Raw genomic sequence first — 16,038 nt, 5'->3', positions numbered from 1 at the left:
GGTTAATTATTTAACTGTCCCATTTACTGACAAGCGCCACGTGCGGAAGGTTCCCGCGCCGCGCTTTGCGCGTCAAATTTCGCTCCACAGCATACCTCAGGCGGCGCGCTTTGCTGAGCAGCAAAATTGCAAGCAACCGTGTTCAGCACCCGGCGATCTTTACGCGCCAAATCACGCAGCAGCGCAATGCCGAGATAGTTGCTCCAGTTGAAGGCGTTTTGCAGCACCACGATGGCATTGCCGTGGGCGCGATCGTAGCCGATAAAACTGGCATAACCGCCAATATACCCCACCTGATAAGTGATCTGCTGCTGACCATAAGTATCGGTTACCCAGGCGATATTCTGCGCCTGGTTGCCATGCTGCTCATAAGGATAATTGACCTGCGCCAGCGCCTGACCGAGCGCGCCGTGCGCATCGCTGTGCAGATGCGCATCGAGGTAGCGAATCAGATCGCGCGCATTGCTGTACAGGCTGGCGGCCGCCACCATATTGCCGCGAAAGGCCCAGTCCGGCGTCATCTGACCGCGCGCGATCAGTTTCGGCTGATCGCCGGCGTGGCCCAGCGCGCGCCACGGATAGCCGCGCAGGGTTTGTGGATGGAAGCTGCTGCTGGTCATGCCAAGCGGACCAAACAGCTGATGCTGCGCCAGCGTTTCAATGTCCTGATGCAGGCGATGCTGCAGAATGTAGCCCAGCAGCGCATAGCCGAGATTGGAGTACTGCGCCGCCGGGTGCGCGGGGGCGCTGAAATCGGCCAGATAACTCAGCACGGCATCGCTATCCAGATTGCCGTAAAAATTTTCGCCGCTGCGCAGGTAAGCCATAAATTTCAGGAACATCGGCAGATCCATATCCTGGCGCGGCAGCCCCGAGGTGTGCGTGACCAGCTGTAGCAGCGTAATGCGTTTTGCATCCTCACTTAGCGGCACGCCGCGCGGCAGCAGCGTGGCCAGCGTGTCGTTCCAGTGCAGCTCGCCGCGATCCACCAGCCCGATAATGACCTCCGCGGTAACGCCTTTGCTCAGCGAGCCCAGCGCAAACAACGTATCCGACGTGATGGGATAACGCTGGCGCGCATCGGTGACTCCATAACTGTAAAACTGCGGCGCGCCGCGCTGGTGAATGATGGCGATGCTAATGCCCGTCACCTGCTTTTGCTGCATGTAGTGGCGCACAATGTCATCGACGTTTTCATGGAAGGAGGCGTGGGAAAGATAGACGCGATCGCCCACCGGCGCGGACGTTTGCGATAGCGTTCCGCAGCCGCTGAGCAGCAGACACAGGGCTGACAGCCGCAGGTGAAACCATGCGCGAGAAAGCGTCAGCCGCTGAAGTCTGACGAAGCGGGAAGTAGCCATCAATTGATAAGTTATTTTTTATGTTATGCAGCAGGTGCCACTGGTGTTGGTGGCGAAATATACCACAGAACAGCGGGTGCGCCACCTGTCAGCCGCAGGTGGCGCCGGGCATTATTGATTAACCGGGATAACCGATCCTTTGTAGTGCTGGTTGATAAATTCAGCAGTTTGTTTTGATTCGAGATCTTTCGCTAACGCGAGAATGCGCGGGTCGCTGGCCAGCTTTGGCGTGGTGACCAGCACGTTGGCATACGGATTATCCTTTGCCTGTTCCAGCGCCAGCGCGTCTTTTGACGGCACCAGCCCGGCCTGCAGGGCATAGTTACCGTTAATAATCGCCAGCTGCGCATCATCCAGCGCGCGCGGCAGCTGCGGCGCTTCAACTTCAATAATCTTCAGATGGTGCGGGTTGTCACTGATATCCGCCGTGGTCGCCAGCGTACTGGCGCTGCGGCTTTTCAGCGTAATCAGGCCGTTGGCCTGCAGCAGATAGAGCGCGCGGCTCAGGTTAGTGACGTTGTTGGGCACCGCCACCTGCGCACCATCCGGCAGATCTTTCAGTGATTTCACTTTGTGCGAGTAAATCCCGAGTGGCTCAATATGTACGGTCGCCACCACGGCAAATTTTTCGCCCAGCGCTTTTTCCTGATCGCGCAGATAAGGCACATGCTGGAAATAGTTGGCATCGACGTCGCCACGCGCCAGCAGCTCGTTGGCGTTTAAATTGCCGTTAAGCTCGATCACCTTCAGGTCGAGCTGTTTGTCGGTTTGTTTGATGTAGTTGAGAATCTCACTGTGCGGCACCGGATCGGCGGCCACGCGCAGTGCCGCGGCGGACGCCACGCTGCTGAACAGGGCCATCAGGGCCAGTGACGCTATCATCGTTTTCTGCATGGGCTTTCCTTACGTTTCTTATGATTTCACTGTGCTTAATGCATCAGCGTAATAGCGCTGCGCCACATCGCGATGGGAACGCAGACGCCCTTTGAGGTAGTTCCAGCCCACTTCGCGCAGCAGCGGATTGTCAGGATCGCTGGTCGGGCCGTGGGCTTCTGCCGCCAGCTGCGGCGGCAGCTGATACAGCGGTACTTCGGCATCCAGCTGCGCACCGAGGAAAAAAGCGATCGACACGCGTTCACGATTAGCCGGCGGCGACACCACGCGGTGCACGGTGGCGCGCAGATACCCATTGCTGGCAATCTCCAGCAGTTCGCCGATGTTGACCACGAACGCGCCCGGCTTCGGCAGCGCATCCACCCAGTGACCGGGTGACACTTCCACCTGCAAACCGGGCTGATCGTCCTGCAGCAAAAAAGTGAGGAAGCCGGAGTCTTTGTGCGCGCCGACGCCCTGCTGGCTGGCATCTGCTACCTGACCGGGATAACGAATCAGCTTGATGTGCTCATTGGGCTGGGTGCCGTACAGCGCGTCGAACGCATCCGGCGGCAGCGCCAGCGCTTTGGCAAAGGCCCGCAGCAGGCGCAGCGCGATGGCGGTCATCGCCTGCTGCCAGGCGTGCATTACCGGACGCAATTGCGGTAACGCCTCCGGCCATAAGTTAGGCCCCTGCAGCCGTTTCCACGCCGGATCGCCCGGCTGCAGCGTCAGCGCCGCGCGTTCGGCACCGATATCAAACTGTTCACGCTGATCGCGCTGGTCGCGGGTGTATTCCACGCCGGCATGGTTGTAGCCGCGAAAATGCGGCGAGTGGATCATTGCCACGCGCTGCTTCTCCGCCTGTGGCAGGGCAAAAAACGCCCGCGTGATACTCTGCACGTTGTGCAGCAGTTGCGGGTTGATGCCGTGATTAACCAGATAGAAGAAACCGACGTCACGCGCGGTCTCCCGCAGCTGCGCCAGGTAAGCTGCCTGCTCTGCGTCCGGTAGTTCCAGCAGGGCCAGATCCAGTACTGGCAGGGTATCCGCCATGATGTTGTCTCCTCGCTATCGGTAAATCCTGCGTTTACGCTGACATTCGCCGCCGTTTCCCGCCAATACTGTTGCGCGATAAGTTATGGCGATTCCTTTTTAGGCGCACTTCGGCTATCGATATGCAAAAAGCGGTAAATCAGGCGCGCTGCCGCTATAATCGCGCCCAGCAATTTTTGCCCACCAATGCACACCGCAGGAGACGCCGGATGAATCAGGGTCCGTTAACCGAAAAAGAGCTGAACTGGCTTGATGACATGCTGGAAAAATATGGCAACGAACACTCCGTGGTGGACACCGCCGAACTGGACGGCATGCTGACCGCCCTGCTCTCCGGCCCGAACGATATCGAACCGAGCGAATGGCTGGTGGCGATTTGGGGCGGTGAGAAGAAGATTCCTCAGTGGGCGAACGCGCGCGAAATGGACCGCTTCATGGCGCTGACCTTCCAGCACTTTAACGACATCGCCGAGCGGCTGGCGGAGTATCCGGAACAGTTCGATCCGCTGTTCGGCGAGCAGGAGATGGAAGGCCAGCTGTTTACCGTGGTGGAAGACTGGTGCTACGGCTATATGCGCGGAGTGGCGCTGGATGCAGACTGGTCGCAGCTGCCGGCGGCACAGCAACCGGCGCTGCAGGCGATTGCGCTGCACGGCAGTGAAGCGCAGCTGGCGCAGCGTGAAGCCTTCACCCCGGACGCGTTTGAGGCCAGCATCGAGGCGATTCGTCCGGCGGCGCTGGAACTGCACGAATACTGGCAGGAACAGCGCATGGCGCAGCCCGATCCGGCCCCGCAGCTGCCGCATTTTGCCGGTGAAAAAACCGGTCGCAACGATCCCTGCCCGTGCGGCAGCGGCAAAAAATTTAAGCAGTGCTGCCTGAATAAAACCTGAGATGCTCACCTCAACGCAGGCCAGCGCTAAAACTGGCCTGCGCACCGCGTTATTTCCCTGACGCGAGAAACTCCATCACCGCCGCATTCAGCGGCGCGGGGCACTCTTCAGGTAACCAGTGACCGCAGCCAGGTAACACTTTGCCGGTGACCTGCGAGGCGTAGCGGCTGACCACCTGCTGCTCATAGGCACCCAGTCCGCCGTGACCGCCACCGCCAATCGCCAGCATCGGCACAGCAATTTTCTCGCGGGAGAGCACTTTATTGTCCGCCACTCCCTGATTCAGCACCCGGTAATATTCAAAGGCGGCATTCAGGCTGTGCGGTTTTGCATAGGATTTGCTGTACATATCCAGCAGCGCTGGCGTGAACACCCCTTTGTTGGCGGCATGTTCTTTGATGAAATGCTCGAAGAACAGGCGCTCTTTACCGGCGATCAGCTGTTCAGCGAGCTGTCCCTGCGCCGCAAAGAAGCTGAAGTGCCACACCAGGGATTCGCCTTCGGGCGTAAAGGCCGGGAACTGATAGATGCTTTCATCCGGGATCGGCGCTTCCATAAAGATGGCCCGGCGGATGTTGTCCTGATGTTTCACCAGCAGCGGATAGGTATTCCAGATGCCAATATCGTGCGCCACCAGGTCGAACTTTTTGCCGCCGGCGAACTGTTCTGCCAGCTGATAAAGCAGCGGCGCGACATCGGTGGCGCGATACGAATGCGGCACGTCAGACTGCCCCAGCCCCGGCAGATCCACCGCCACGACGGTGTGGTTTTTTGCCAGTTCCGGCATCAGCTGATGCCATTCATACCACGTCTGTCCGAAACCGTGCACCAGATACACCAGCGGTCCGCTGCCGCCCTTCACATAATGCAGGCGCACGCCATCCACAGTTTGATAGCTGCTGGTGAAACCGGCGGGCAGCGGGAATTCATCCGCGGCGGTGCTGGCGGCGGAAAACAGCGCGGCCGAGGCAAGCAGCAGGGTTAACAGTAATTTTTTGAACACGTGATTGATCTCCATTTTGTCATAATGCCATTTAAAACAGTGGGTTAAATTTTTTAAGTCAGCCCGGCAGGTCAGTGACCTTGTACGCGCTGGTGCCGCGCGCCGGCCTGGAAACCGTGCTGACGCGCCTGCAGTGCGATGAGGAAGCCAACCGCCAGCAGCAACAGCAGCGCCAGCGGGAAAGACGCCACGCCCCAATGGGTAAGCAACACGCCACCGGCCAGACCGCCGCCGGCAATCGCGCTGTTCCACACCACCACATTCATCGACAGCGCCACATCCGCGCCCTCGCCTGCCGCATCCGCCAGCGCCGTTTGTAGCAGCGTGGCCGCCCCGCCAAACGTCAGCCCCCACAGCGCCACGCCGACATAAACCAGCAGCGGCAAGCGCGCCAGCCAGATGAACAGCAGCGAGACCAGCGCAAACAGCGCCAGACTGCCGAGCACGGCGACGCGCAGGTGGTGATCGACGAGGCGACCGGCCAGGCCGATAGCCGCCAGCGCCGCGATGCCAAACACCAGCAGCACGCTGTCTACCTGCCCGGCGAGACCCGCCTGGCTAACGAACGGCGCAATGTAGGTGTAGAGAATGTTGTGCGCCGTCATCCACGCCAGCACCACGCCCAGCACCGGACGCACGCCTGGCGTCATGAACACCGTGCGCAGCGGCAGACGCTGATCGCTGCTTTGTCCCGGATAGTCAGGCACCCGCAGCAGCACCCAGCCGATCAGCAGCAGCGTCAGCGCTGACATGATGCCGAACGCCGTGCGCCAGCCTACCGCCGTGCCCAGCCAGGTGCCGACGGGAACGCCCAGCGCCAGCGCAATCGGCGTGCCGACCATCGCCACGGCGAGCGCTTTGCCCTGCTGATGGACCGGCACCATGCGCCGCGCATAGCCTGCCAGCAGGCTCCAGGCGAGTCCCGCCGCTGCGCCGGCGAAAAAGCGCGCCACCAGCGTCAGTGCGAAGTGGGTCGAAAACGTGGTGATGGAGTTGAAAATCAGAAAACCGACGATAGCCAGCAACAGCACGTTACGGCGGCACCAGCCCTGAGTGGCGATGGTCAGCGGAATCGCCGCCAGCAGCGAGCCAAGCGCATAAACGGTTACGGTCTGCCCGGCCAGCGCGGTGGAAATGCCGAGGCCCGCCGCCATCTGCGGCAGCAGTCCGGCCGGTAAGGTTTCGGTGATGATGCAGATAAAACCGGTCATGGCCAGCGCCAGCAGCGCGCCCAGCGGTAGCGGCCGGGTTTTATCCGCGGCGGTATTCAAAGTCGTCACAATCAGCGTTCCCGATGTCATCAGCGTGCAGGTGAGGCGCGCGCCTGTCGTTAAAATTATATGTACCGATCAGTATATAAATTGGCGAAGTGCGATAACCTGTTACGGCTTAAGAACACACTACCGCGGATGCGCTATCAGCCAACCGCCAACACAAATATATACTGATCGATACATTAGTTGACACGCAAGACCGTTGTCAACGACTTATGTATCGATTAGTATTTAAACATTGAGCTTAACGGAGCACTGAGATGGCCACTATGGGACGGCCGCGTACGTTCGATCGTGATGCGGCCATTGAACAGGCGATGAAGATTTTCTGGCAGCACGGCTATGAGTCGACATCGTTAACGCAGCTGAAGGCGGGAATTGCCGGCGGTATTTCTGCACCGAGCTTTTACGCGGCTTTTGGCTCGAAGCAGGCGCTGTTTCAGGAGTGTGTGCAGCGTTATCTGTCGACTTACGCGCAGGTGGTGGAGCCGCTGTGGGATAACAGCCTGCCGCCCCGTACCGCAATGGAGACCGCGCTGCGGCGCTCGGCCAGCATGCAGTGTGAGTCCGGTCATCCGCTGGGATGTATGGTCGGCCTGGGCGTGATGAGTGCGCCTTCCGCCGAACACGCGGACGTCACGCAGCCGCTGGCGCGCTCACGCGCCCGCACGCTGGCAGGTATGACGGCCTGCGTGCAGCGCGGCATCGATAGCGGCGAACTGCGCGCCGACACTGATGCCGCCGCCCTCGCCATCGCCCTCGACGCTTTTCTGCTGGGCGTGTCGGTGCTGGTGCGCGATGGCGTCAACGGCGCGCAGATCGATAACGCCATCGCCCACGTCATGGCCGTGTGGGACGCGGCAAAATCCGTGACGGATTAAGCGCCCCAGCCGCCTGGCGACGCACGCTGAACATTACCCCGCCGGTTTGACTTCGGTGACCAGCGTTGGCAGCTGCCATGCGCCGCCGGCGCGGATGGCACGGCACATGCCGGTGGTGGCCTCGCTGCTCTGGACAAACTGGCGGCCATCCCACACCCATGCAGCGGTGCTCCAGCAGTCACCAATGCCGCGCCCTTTCTGCGCTTCGCTGATTACGCCGTCGTGATAATCAGATCCGGAATCGGTGATCAGCTGCGGCGTGCCCTGCAGCGCGTTATCCAGCAGCCAGAAACCATAGCCTTCGTTGTAAGCCCCGCGCCAGCACAGCGCGGCGATCAGCACGTGCTGCGCATCTACCGGCGTCAGCGTAGGCGGTTCTGCGCCCTCTTCCGGCTGATCGTCGGACGGCGCGAGATTGTCACAGCTGTCGTCATCGGTTAGCGAGGCAATCAGCTTTGGCTTGACCTGTGCCAGTTCATCTGGCGTCAGCGGGCGCGGCGCGGCTTTCAGCACATGGACCTGCTGAATCACCGGCATCGCCACTGCCGCCGGCACGCTGGCTTCCGGCTGGTTGCCCTTGCGCACCAGCGCGCCCGGCGTGTTCAGCCGTCCCTGCGCCTCATCCATTTTTAACAGCGTGGCAAAGGACCCGTTGCCGGAGAGCTCAAACGGCTCGGCCGCACCGCGAAACTCCACTCTGGCGCTGCCTTTGATGGCGGCGATCAGCGCCTGGGTCTGTGCGTCGCTTAGCGTCCACTCATCGTTCTCAGCTTTGCTGACTTCGCCCAGCGCGCGATCGTCAATCCACAGCGCCAGCGCATTCACCTGCTGCGCATCATCGTCGCCGGTATCGGCCAGCACCACGCGCCCGTGCGTCAGGCTGTCTGGCCCGCCGGCGCGCGTCAGCAGCACCGATCCGCCCGCGCCTTCTTCGGCGCTGTAGCCGGCGGCGCGGCAGGTCAGCGTATTATCACAAGCCAGCTCCCAGTCTTTATGGCTAAACGACACGCCTTCGTCGGCCCACAACGGCGTGCTCAGGCTGGCGAACAGCGTCAGCGCCAGCAGCAATCGGCTTTTCATGCCATCTCTCCCTAATGGTAAAGGTGGCTAGTGTGATGATTTTTGCGGCGCGGGAGAAGTGAATTTTTTGCGGCGGGTCTTATTCCATCGCTGCCTGTGGTTGTGGCTGACGCGCCATCAGGCTCAGCGCCACCAGCATCGCCAGCGCCACGGCAATCGCGCCGGCGAGATACACCGAAGCCACGCCGCGGTGGGCGGCCAGCGCGCCCGCCAGCGGACTGGTGATTGCCAGCGCGATATCGAGAAACGCCACGTAAGCCCCCATCGCCAGGCTGCGGGTGTGCGGCGGTGCACGCCGCACCGCTTCCACGCCGAACGCCGGAAAGGCCAGCGAATAACCAAAACCGGTCAGCGCCGCGCCGAAATAAACCAGCGTCGCGTCATCAGCGCCCCAAATCAGCAACTGACCGCAGGCCTCAATCAGCACGCATACCAGCGCGACACGCGCGCCGCCCAGCTTATCCGGCAGATGGGCAAAGAACAGGCGCGCCGCGATAAACGCCACGCCAAACGCGGTGAACGCCAGCGACGCGTTGCCCCAGGCCCTGGCCGCAAACAGCAGCGCGATAAACGCGGTGATCATGCCAAAACCGACGCTGGCGAGCGCCAGACCCAGTCCCGGCCGCCACACCGCGCCCATGACTTTGTAGAACGGCGTGCGTTTGGTCGAGGTCGGCGCAACGGCGCGCACCTGGGTGATAAACATCAGCGGCAGCAGCGGTACCACGATGATCGCCATGGCGATGCCGGTGAAGTGCCAGCCGTGATAAATCGCCACGCCCAGCGGCGCACCCAGCGCCCAGGCGCCGTAAATCGCGATACCGATCCACGCCATCACTTTACCGGCATTGGCCGGTCCCACCAGCCCGAGTCCCCAGCCGAGCGCACCGGTGGCCAGCAGGCTCTCGCCCAGCGCCAGCACCACACGCCCCAGCAGCAGGATGGCCACCGAGCTGGCAGGCCGATCAACGAACAGCAGCGAAATCAGGTAGATCACACCGGAACTTGCCACCACCAACAGCCCGGTCAGCACCGCGCGTTTCGCGCCGCGCATATCGGCGAAGTTGCCCGCCCACGAACGCGTCAGCAGCGATGCGATAAACTGCGCGCCGATGACCGTGCCGATCGCCAGCGTATCCATGCCGAGGTTCTGCTGCAGATGCAGCGGCAGCACCGGCAGCTGCATCCCCATGGTGAGAAAAGCGATAAACACCGCCAGCGTCACCGGCAGCAAGGTGATAAATACATTATTTTTCATCGATATAATCCAGAAAAACTGCCGCGCGCAGCGGCAGCGTGATATCAGAGATGGGTGTAATAGGCAGGCGTATCGAGCTCGCTCAGCAGGTCCGGGCGGGTTGCAGACCAGTCCAGCAGCGTGCGCGTGCGCTGGCTGGAGACCGCCATGTTGCCCGCCGCCATGTTGGCGAACCAGCCAAAGTGTGCCCGGTCGCGCTCGCCGCTGGGTAATCCGAGCTGGCGTCCAATCGTCTCCGCGATTGCGCGGAACGGCACCGCCTCATCGGCCACCGCGTGATAAACGCGTTCGGTGACGCCCTGCTCCAGCGCCAGCCGATAGACGCGCGCCGCATCGCGACGGTGCACGCCGGACCAGCAGTTCTCACCGCTGCCGCACCAGGCGGAAATGCCGCTCTCACGCGCCAGCCGCACCAGAATCGGCACGAAACCGTGGTCGCCGAGGCCATGTACCGACGGCGCCAGCCGCACTGTCGCCACGTGCACGCCGCGCTGTGATAGCGCCTGCGCCGCCGCTTCCGACTGACGCGGTGACACCGGCTGCGGCTGATCCAGCTCCGTCGCCCCGCGCGCCATACCGGACAGGCCGGACGTCACCAGCAGCATGCGATCCGATCCGGCAATCGCCTCGCCGAGCAGCTCGATCACCTGACGGTCCTGCTCGCAGTTCTGCACGAAGCGCGAGAAATCGTGGTTAAACGCGGTATGAATGATGGCGTCTGCGGATTGCGCGGCGTCACGCAGCACGTCAGCATCCTCCAGCGAACCGCGAATAACCTGTGCGCCAGTGACGGCCAGCGCCACGGCTTTTTCCGCCGAACGCGCCAGCCCTGTTACCTGATGGCCCGCCGCGATCAACTCTTCCACCACCGCTGAACCTACCCAGCCAGTGGCCCCGGTGACAAATATCTGCATGGTCTTCTCTCCTGCACGTAAAACGCGAGTGTTTCGTCGTGTTGATATGATGCGTGCTGTGGAGCGGTGGCGCTAATCGCATCAGCAATGCAGGAGCAAGCCTTGTCGGACAAGGCCTGAGGGCATGAAGACCGCGACTTATTCGGCGAGAGTTCAGGTTTACAGCGCCGCCACAATCTGCTGGCGCAGCCATTGCTGGGCGGGATCGCGATGCAGGCGCTCGTGCCACAGCATCAGGATGTCAAACCCTTCAATCTCCAGCGGCGGTGCAAGCACGGTGAGCTGCGGCGCGTTTCGCACCAGGCGCTCCGGCAGTACGGCGACCAAATCACTGCTGGCCAGCGTGTCGAGCATAAACAGGAAATGCGGCACCGAGAGCGCGACACGGCGCGTGCGGCCGAGCCTGGCCAGCGCGCGATCGGTGGCTGCACTGAAGCCGCCGCCATCCGGCGAAACCATCACAAACTCCAGCTGGCAAAAGCGATCCAGCGTCAGGGGCTGCTGCAGCTGCGGATGATCGTGCCGGCCGGCCAGCACGTAGCGCTCGCTGAACAAGCGGCGCTGATGCAGCGTCGGCGGCGCGTTGTCGCCGGTGTGAAACACCATATCCAGCTCGCCCTTCTCCAGCTGCTGCGCTACCTGCGGCGGATTGAGTGCAAACACCGCCATGCGACTGCGCGGGGCCGCTTCACGAATGAGTTTCAGCGCCGGCAGGATCAGCGCCGATGACATGTAATCGGTGGCGGCAATGCGCCAGGTGAGCTCCGCGCGCGCCGGATCGAACGCTGCCGGCGGTGCCACCGCGCGCTCCAGCGCTTCCAGCGCCAGACACAGCGGCTCGCGCAGGGCCTCGGCGCGGGCGGTGGGCAGCATGCCGCGCGGACCGGGCAACAGCAACGGATCGTCAAACAGCACCCGCAGGCGCGCCAGCTGAGCACTTACCGACGGCTGCGACAGATTGAGGCGCTGCGCCGCGCGCGTCACGTTCTGCTCCACCAGCAACACGTCTAAGGTTTGCAGAAGATTCAAATCCAGCGAGTGCATATTCATGTTGTCTATACCTGAGATATCAGTAATTAATTTCTACTATAGCCAGCACTGGCTTAACCTGCAGCGGTTTTCATCTCACAGGATACCGCCATGAATGTTTTGATTGTGTATGCCCATCCGGAACCGCGCTCGCTGAACGGATCGCTGAAAGACTTTGCCGTGAATCATCTGCAGCAGGCGGGCCATCAGGTGCAGGTGTCAGATCTGTACGCCATGCAGTGGAAAGCGCAACTGGATGCCGCCGACACGCTGGCGCCCCCGGTGGGCGCGCATTTTGATGCCACGCTGGATTCGCGTTTCGCCTACGACAACCAGCTGCAGGCAGCGGACATTGCCGCCGAGCAGGAGAAGTTGCGCTGGGCCGACACGGTGATTTTTCAGTTTCCGCTGTGGTGGTTTTCGATGCCAGCAATCATGAAAGGCTGGTTTGACCGCGTGTATGCCAACGGTTTTGCCTATGGCGTCGGCGAGCACAACGATCATCACTGGGGCGATCGCTACGGCGAAGGCACGCTCACCGGCAAGCGCGCCATGCTGGTGGTGACCACCGGTGGCTGGGAGTCGCACTACGCGCCGCGCGGCATCAACGGCCCGATTGAGGATCTGCTGTTCCCGATCCAGCACGGCATGCTGTTCTATCCCGGCTTCAGCGTGTTGCCACCGCTGGTGTTGTATCGCGTGCAGAAGTCGGCGCAGGAACGCTTCGCCGACTGGTGCGCCGTGCTGGCGCAACGACTGGATTGCTTAGCGCAGGATCAACCGATTGCCTTCCGTCGCCAGAACGGCGGTGAATATGCGATTCCGGCGCTGACGCTGCGCGAGGATCTTGCGGAAGGCGAGCGCGGATTTGGCGTGCACGTGGCGCGCTGAGCCGCAGGCCGCCAAACCGCAGCGGCGCGCTGCCGCATTATTCAAACAGCCAGCGCCCCGCCTGCGCCGACGTAATCAGCATGCCCAGCGTAAAATCCGGCACCACCGGCACTTCACGTTTGTTGAACGGGTTGAGGATTTGCGCCAGCGACGGTTCGTCCGGGTAGTAGGTTTCAATAGCGAAATTCGCGCGATCGACCGCAAACTCGCTGAAAAACTCCTCCATCAGCGCGGCGGCTTCGTCGCGCTCGAAGTTGAGATCGCTGTCGATATCAATCTGCGGCGTGAGCGTTTTCTGCTTGAACAGATACACGCCGTCATAGCGCCGCACCAGTTCATAGATACGCTGTTCGAGTTGCTCTGTCATCGTCGCCTCTTCGCCTGTGCTGATAGGATCGCAGGGCATTTTGCCATGCCTTGCAGCGAGGCAGGAGGAAAAAAATGCCAGCCGTGAATACGTATCGCAATCCTGCATAAAAATCCCGATAGCCATTGCTACCGGGACCCTTATCACTTAAGCGGCAGATAAATATCCGTCAGCAATTCGTGTTCCGCCACCTCATGCACGAAGTTGTGATAGTGGAAGAACAGCGGGAAATCGCGCAGCTCTTCACCGCTGGCGGGTAGCCATTCGCTGTAGAGCGATCGCGCCAGCTCGGTCAGCGCACTGTGCGAACCGAGATGACGCAGCACCGCGCAGCGTCCGCCGGGAATGGTGCTGTTAACGACGCCAAAGGCGTTGTCCTCGTTAACCGGTGCAGTCACCGAACCGCAGAGGTGATACTGAAAATCCCCGGCTGGCGTGCTGACCGGATCGTGCGGCGCGACGCCGAACGTCTGGCTGCTGCGCACCGGCGATGCTCCGCTGCTTTTGCGCCAGGCAATAAACTGCGCCGCCGTTTCGTTGATGCGCTGCGGATCGCCGTGATGCGTGAGCATCGCCACCGGCGTGGTGGGAAACATTTTAATCTCAACTGACATACTCTCTCTCCGTTTGACGGGTGGCTGAGGCATGCGCTGATGCCAGGTAATCCACACCGGCTGCTGACGAAATTCACTCGGCGTCACGTCAAATACCTGCTTAAAGGCGCGACTGAATGATTCGGCATGCTGAAAACCGGCATCGAGCGCAATCTCAATGATTTTCTCGTGCGGATTGAATGCCAGCCGGTACGACGCCCGTTTGAGCCGCATCAGCTGGATGTAACGCCCCGGCGGCATGCCGCACCAGGCGTTGAACTGGCGGTGAAAGTGGTACGGCGAAAAGTGCGCCACTTCACTCAGTTGCTCCAGCAGCAGCGCTTCATCAAGATGGCGTTCGATGTAGTCGAACACCTTGTCAAAGCGCTTGCGATAGGTCTCGCGGTGATCATTTTTGTTTACTGGCATAGCATCCTCTCTGGGGAATGAGTATGCCCGTGTGGCGGAGAGTGGGCCTGATGGATCTTGCGGAGTTTTGAGGGAGAGTAAAGCGCTGTGATGATTTTTGCTGTGAATGGGCGGGGAAGATTATGCGTTCATATTGCGTGAACATTAGAAGGCCCGGCAGATTTGGGCTTCATGCTTTTAAGCTACTTAAAATTTGCCTCTCAGGCTTCTTTGAGATCGTATAGCCAGCGCCCCGCTTTTGCTGATTCAATTAACATCAGCAGCGTTAACGGCTTTGGCGCTTGATCTAAGATTCTCTGCGATTTGGGGCGAAGAACGTTTGGTAACATGCCAAATCCTTTTTAACATTATAAAAGCAAATTTATACACTTCTTTGCATACTTAATTATGTCTACCCTATAACCAATAACGTCAAATAGTTACTTATCAAAGAACAATCTCAGCTCTAAGATTTTTAATTTCTAAGGAGCGAGATCGCCATGCTTTTCAATGGGGATTAGCTAGCATTCCCGGGTAATGTTTCGCAATGATATCATTCATTCTCTCAATCAGTTCAGCACGCCTGAAAGTCACGTGCGCCGTGCCCTTCTGGAAGTAACGAATATTGAAGAGCTCATCTTCGTAGAGTCCCTTAGTCGGGTTAACACGAATATGGTCCATCAACCGGATTGTTATATCGCGGCGATTATCTGGGATCGGCTTACCATCCAAAAGAAAAAGCATTCTCTCAAGGTCTGCCAGTTGGTCCAGCCGCCTGCTCCAGTTAAGGCTAAATCCCCATCGATTATATGTCACCAGATTATTAATGATGATCCTCTTACCAAAGCTGCATGGGCTATTTGCTTTATAATCCCACGATAGCTCTTTGAAAATATTTATAATTCCACACTCAAAGACATCCATTTTGTCCAGATGCAACTGCTCAAAAGTATTGAGGATATTAGCCTCGCTGATAGCTGGTAGATCGCTTTCTTCCAGATTTTTATGCCATTGTTCTCGGGCCTGCGCATCCATCAAGGTCATCATGCCGGACTTCAGCATTAAATCGCGCCAAATATTGCGATCGATATTACAGGTGATAGCTGGCATCGCTTTATCAACTTCTTCTATCAACCAACTATCGTAGCGATGCCCTGACTTCATTGCCCAGTCTTGAGCCATGCCACCGCCTATATCTGAAGTTATACATGAAATTGACTTAAGCTCCAGAATGACTTGTTCAATTTGTTTGAGTGCGGTATTACGGCCTGTAACAACACGTTCAATACTGGTCGAAAGTATGAGTTCGTTATGCTCTGTTAATACATTCGGTTCTGTTTGCATCGTTAATCATCCAGGAGATTAAGTAAGCCTGCCGGGAGTAGCTGGTACATTATGCGATAAATAAAAATAGTGGAAAGTAAGGAGGCAAAAATTCGGAATGTGGCTCGAAAAATTCACGTATTCATCACTCAGGTATCACACTTGCACAGAGAATATCGGTAGTGGTAAGAAACGATGTTTTCCTTGTCGCTAACTTTTTCACGACCAGAGTGTAGCGCTGTATTTTTTCACCAATAAACACCGCATCAATAAGCTTTTTTCTCGCATACTAATGCTCCTGAATGACCGCGTAGTCCTAGAGTACAGCACCGTTGAACGTCAGGCTGTAATAATTTTCTAGCAGATACGCGAAAGTTGCAGCTAAACCTCTATGGGCAACAGGCGTGGTGTAACCGACACAGTGGCCGTTACAAAGAGCTGGCACCACCGTTGCGAGTACAAGGAACACTATCGAGCAAATATCAACATCCCTGTTCACTACAACGATCCTTGAAGTATTACCAACATACGGCAGGTACTCGCCTATATGACAAAAATCCAACAGAAGGAGGGGTTGCTACTCCACGGTTGCAATGAAGTACCTGAGCGTCCACGGACAGGTCGGCCACGACTTCCCCTGCGACTCAACTGAACAGGTATGCAAATTTATCTGCTGCAGGATACGCTCTGATGCCCAATGCGGCAGACCAGAAAACGGTTGCTGCAGCACAGCAAATAATCAAATTTTTCAATGCGCACAGATACGGGTAACTGGCATAGCCTTCTGCCTCCACGAAGCCACTTAGCGGAAAGGGCATAACTGGATCTGATATA

At 59.0% G+C, this 16,038-nt stretch carries 16 protein-coding genes and 1 pseudogene; 4 read left to right on the top strand and 13 right to left on the bottom strand.

Annotated features, from left to right (window positions below; genetic code table 11):
- Nucleotides 1–23 precede the first annotated feature (23 nt).
- From C1Y43_RS11845 to C1Y43_RS11835, 3 genes are all read right to left on the bottom strand, one after another.
- On the bottom strand, nucleotides 24–1,361 hold the full coding sequence (locus C1Y43_RS11845; RefSeq protein ID WP_233209830.1) for a serine hydrolase: 1,338 nt from the start codon (nucleotides 1,359–1,361) through the stop codon (nucleotides 24–26).
- A 111-nt stretch (nucleotides 1,362–1,472) separates the two neighbouring features.
- Nucleotides 1,473–2,255 carry a MetQ/NlpA family ABC transporter substrate-binding protein gene (locus C1Y43_RS11840; RefSeq protein WP_059011108.1) on the bottom strand — a complete coding sequence of 261 codons (783 nt, stop codon included), beginning with the start codon at nucleotides 2,253–2,255 and terminating at the stop codon, nucleotides 1,473–1,475.
- A gap of 18 nt (nucleotides 2,256–2,273) precedes the next feature.
- Nucleotides 2,274–3,293: an isopenicillin N synthase family oxygenase gene (locus C1Y43_RS11835; RefSeq protein ID WP_233209834.1), complete on the bottom strand. Its 1,020-nt coding sequence runs from the start codon at nucleotides 3,291–3,293 to the stop codon at nucleotides 2,274–2,276.
- A gap of 206 nt (nucleotides 3,294–3,499) precedes the next feature.
- Between C1Y43_RS11835 and C1Y43_RS11830 the strand changes: the two genes are divergently transcribed.
- On the top strand, nucleotides 3,500–4,183 hold the full coding sequence (locus tag C1Y43_RS11830) for a YecA family protein (protein ID WP_104188317.1): 684 nt from the start codon (nucleotides 3,500–3,502) through the stop codon (nucleotides 4,181–4,183).
- A 49-nt stretch (nucleotides 4,184–4,232) separates the two neighbouring features.
- Here the strand turns inward: C1Y43_RS11830 and C1Y43_RS11825 are convergent, their stop codons facing one another.
- Together C1Y43_RS11825 and C1Y43_RS11820 are read right to left on the bottom strand one after the other, a co-directional pair.
- Nucleotides 4,233–5,186 (bottom strand): alpha/beta fold hydrolase, encoded by a 954-nt coding sequence (locus C1Y43_RS11825; RefSeq protein ID WP_104188452.1) that lies wholly within the window; start codon nucleotides 5,184–5,186, stop codon nucleotides 4,233–4,235.
- 71 nt (nucleotides 5,187–5,257) lie between these two features.
- Nucleotides 5,258–6,397, bottom strand: a complete 1,140-nt coding sequence (locus tag C1Y43_RS11820) for an MFS transporter (protein WP_233209833.1) — start codon at nucleotides 6,395–6,397, stop codon at nucleotides 5,258–5,260.
- A 323-nt stretch (nucleotides 6,398–6,720) separates the two neighbouring features.
- On the opposite strand from C1Y43_RS11820, the gene C1Y43_RS11815 reads away from it, so the two are divergent.
- Nucleotides 6,721–7,341, top strand: coding sequence for a TetR/AcrR family transcriptional regulator (locus C1Y43_RS11815; protein ID WP_058757190.1), 621 nt, complete (start codon nucleotides 6,721–6,723; stop codon nucleotides 7,339–7,341).
- Nucleotides 7,342–7,374: 33 nt separating this feature from the next.
- Here C1Y43_RS11815 and C1Y43_RS11810 read toward each other — a convergent pair whose 3' ends face one another.
- The 4 genes from C1Y43_RS11810 to C1Y43_RS11795 all read right to left on the bottom strand — a co-directional run bounded on the left by C1Y43_RS11810 (nucleotide 7,375) and on the right by C1Y43_RS11795 (nucleotide 11,643).
- Nucleotides 7,375–8,421 carry a DUF1176 domain-containing protein gene (locus C1Y43_RS11810; protein ID WP_104188314.1) on the bottom strand — a complete coding sequence of 349 codons (1,047 nt, stop codon included), beginning with the start codon at nucleotides 8,419–8,421 and terminating at the stop codon, nucleotides 7,375–7,377.
- Between the two features lie 79 nt (nucleotides 8,422–8,500).
- Nucleotides 8,501–9,679 (bottom strand): arabinose transporter, encoded by a 1,179-nt coding sequence (locus tag C1Y43_RS11805; RefSeq protein WP_104188312.1) that lies wholly within the window; start codon nucleotides 9,677–9,679, stop codon nucleotides 8,501–8,503.
- 44 nt (nucleotides 9,680–9,723) lie between these two features.
- The gene (locus C1Y43_RS11800) at nucleotides 9,724–10,593 is read right to left on the bottom strand and encodes an SDR family oxidoreductase (protein ID WP_058776425.1); all 870 of its coding nucleotides are present in this window, start codon (nucleotides 10,591–10,593) and stop codon (nucleotides 9,724–9,726) included.
- A 159-nt stretch (nucleotides 10,594–10,752) separates the two neighbouring features.
- Nucleotides 10,753–11,643: a LysR family transcriptional regulator gene (locus tag C1Y43_RS11795; RefSeq protein WP_104188310.1), complete on the bottom strand. Its 891-nt coding sequence runs from the start codon at nucleotides 11,641–11,643 to the stop codon at nucleotides 10,753–10,755.
- Nucleotides 11,644–11,733: 90 nt separating this feature from the next.
- Between C1Y43_RS11795 and C1Y43_RS11790 the strand changes: the two genes are divergently transcribed.
- Nucleotides 11,734–12,513, top strand: a complete 780-nt coding sequence (locus tag C1Y43_RS11790; protein ID WP_104188308.1) for an NAD(P)H-dependent oxidoreductase — start codon at nucleotides 11,734–11,736, stop codon at nucleotides 12,511–12,513.
- Between the two features lie 37 nt (nucleotides 12,514–12,550).
- Here the strand turns inward: C1Y43_RS11790 and C1Y43_RS11785 are convergent, their stop codons facing one another.
- From C1Y43_RS11785 to C1Y43_RS11770, 4 genes are all read right to left on the bottom strand, one after another.
- Nucleotides 12,551–12,880 (bottom strand): DUF1493 family protein, encoded by a 330-nt coding sequence (locus C1Y43_RS11785; RefSeq protein ID WP_058780964.1) that lies wholly within the window; start codon nucleotides 12,878–12,880, stop codon nucleotides 12,551–12,553.
- A gap of 143 nt (nucleotides 12,881–13,023) precedes the next feature.
- Nucleotides 13,024–13,902 carry a GyrI-like domain-containing protein gene (locus C1Y43_RS11780; RefSeq protein WP_104188307.1) on the bottom strand — a complete coding sequence of 293 codons (879 nt, stop codon included), beginning with the start codon at nucleotides 13,900–13,902 and terminating at the stop codon, nucleotides 13,024–13,026.
- Nucleotides 13,903–14,102: 200 nt separating this feature from the next.
- Nucleotides 14,103–14,231 (bottom strand): DUF1493 family protein, encoded by a 129-nt coding sequence (locus C1Y43_RS11775; RefSeq protein ID WP_104188305.1) that lies wholly within the window; start codon nucleotides 14,229–14,231, stop codon nucleotides 14,103–14,105.
- A 157-nt stretch (nucleotides 14,232–14,388) separates the two neighbouring features.
- The gene (locus C1Y43_RS11770; protein ID WP_104188304.1) at nucleotides 14,389–15,225 is read right to left on the bottom strand and encodes a DUF4942 domain-containing protein; all 837 of its coding nucleotides are present in this window, start codon (nucleotides 15,223–15,225) and stop codon (nucleotides 14,389–14,391) included.
- A gap of 424 nt (nucleotides 15,226–15,649) precedes the next feature.
- Here C1Y43_RS11770 and C1Y43_RS24110 point away from each other — a divergent pair.
- A pseudogene (locus C1Y43_RS24110) lies at nucleotides 15,650–15,856 on the top strand (hypothetical protein); the annotation flags it as partial.
- Between the last annotated feature and the right edge of the window lie 182 nt (nucleotides 15,857–16,038).

This window comes from Pantoea sp. ICBG 828 (genome assembly GCF_002928355.1).
Lineage (GTDB): Bacteria > Pseudomonadota > Gammaproteobacteria > Enterobacterales > Enterobacteriaceae > Pantoea > Pantoea dispersa.
This window is presented reverse-complemented; position numbering and strand designations above follow the sequence as displayed.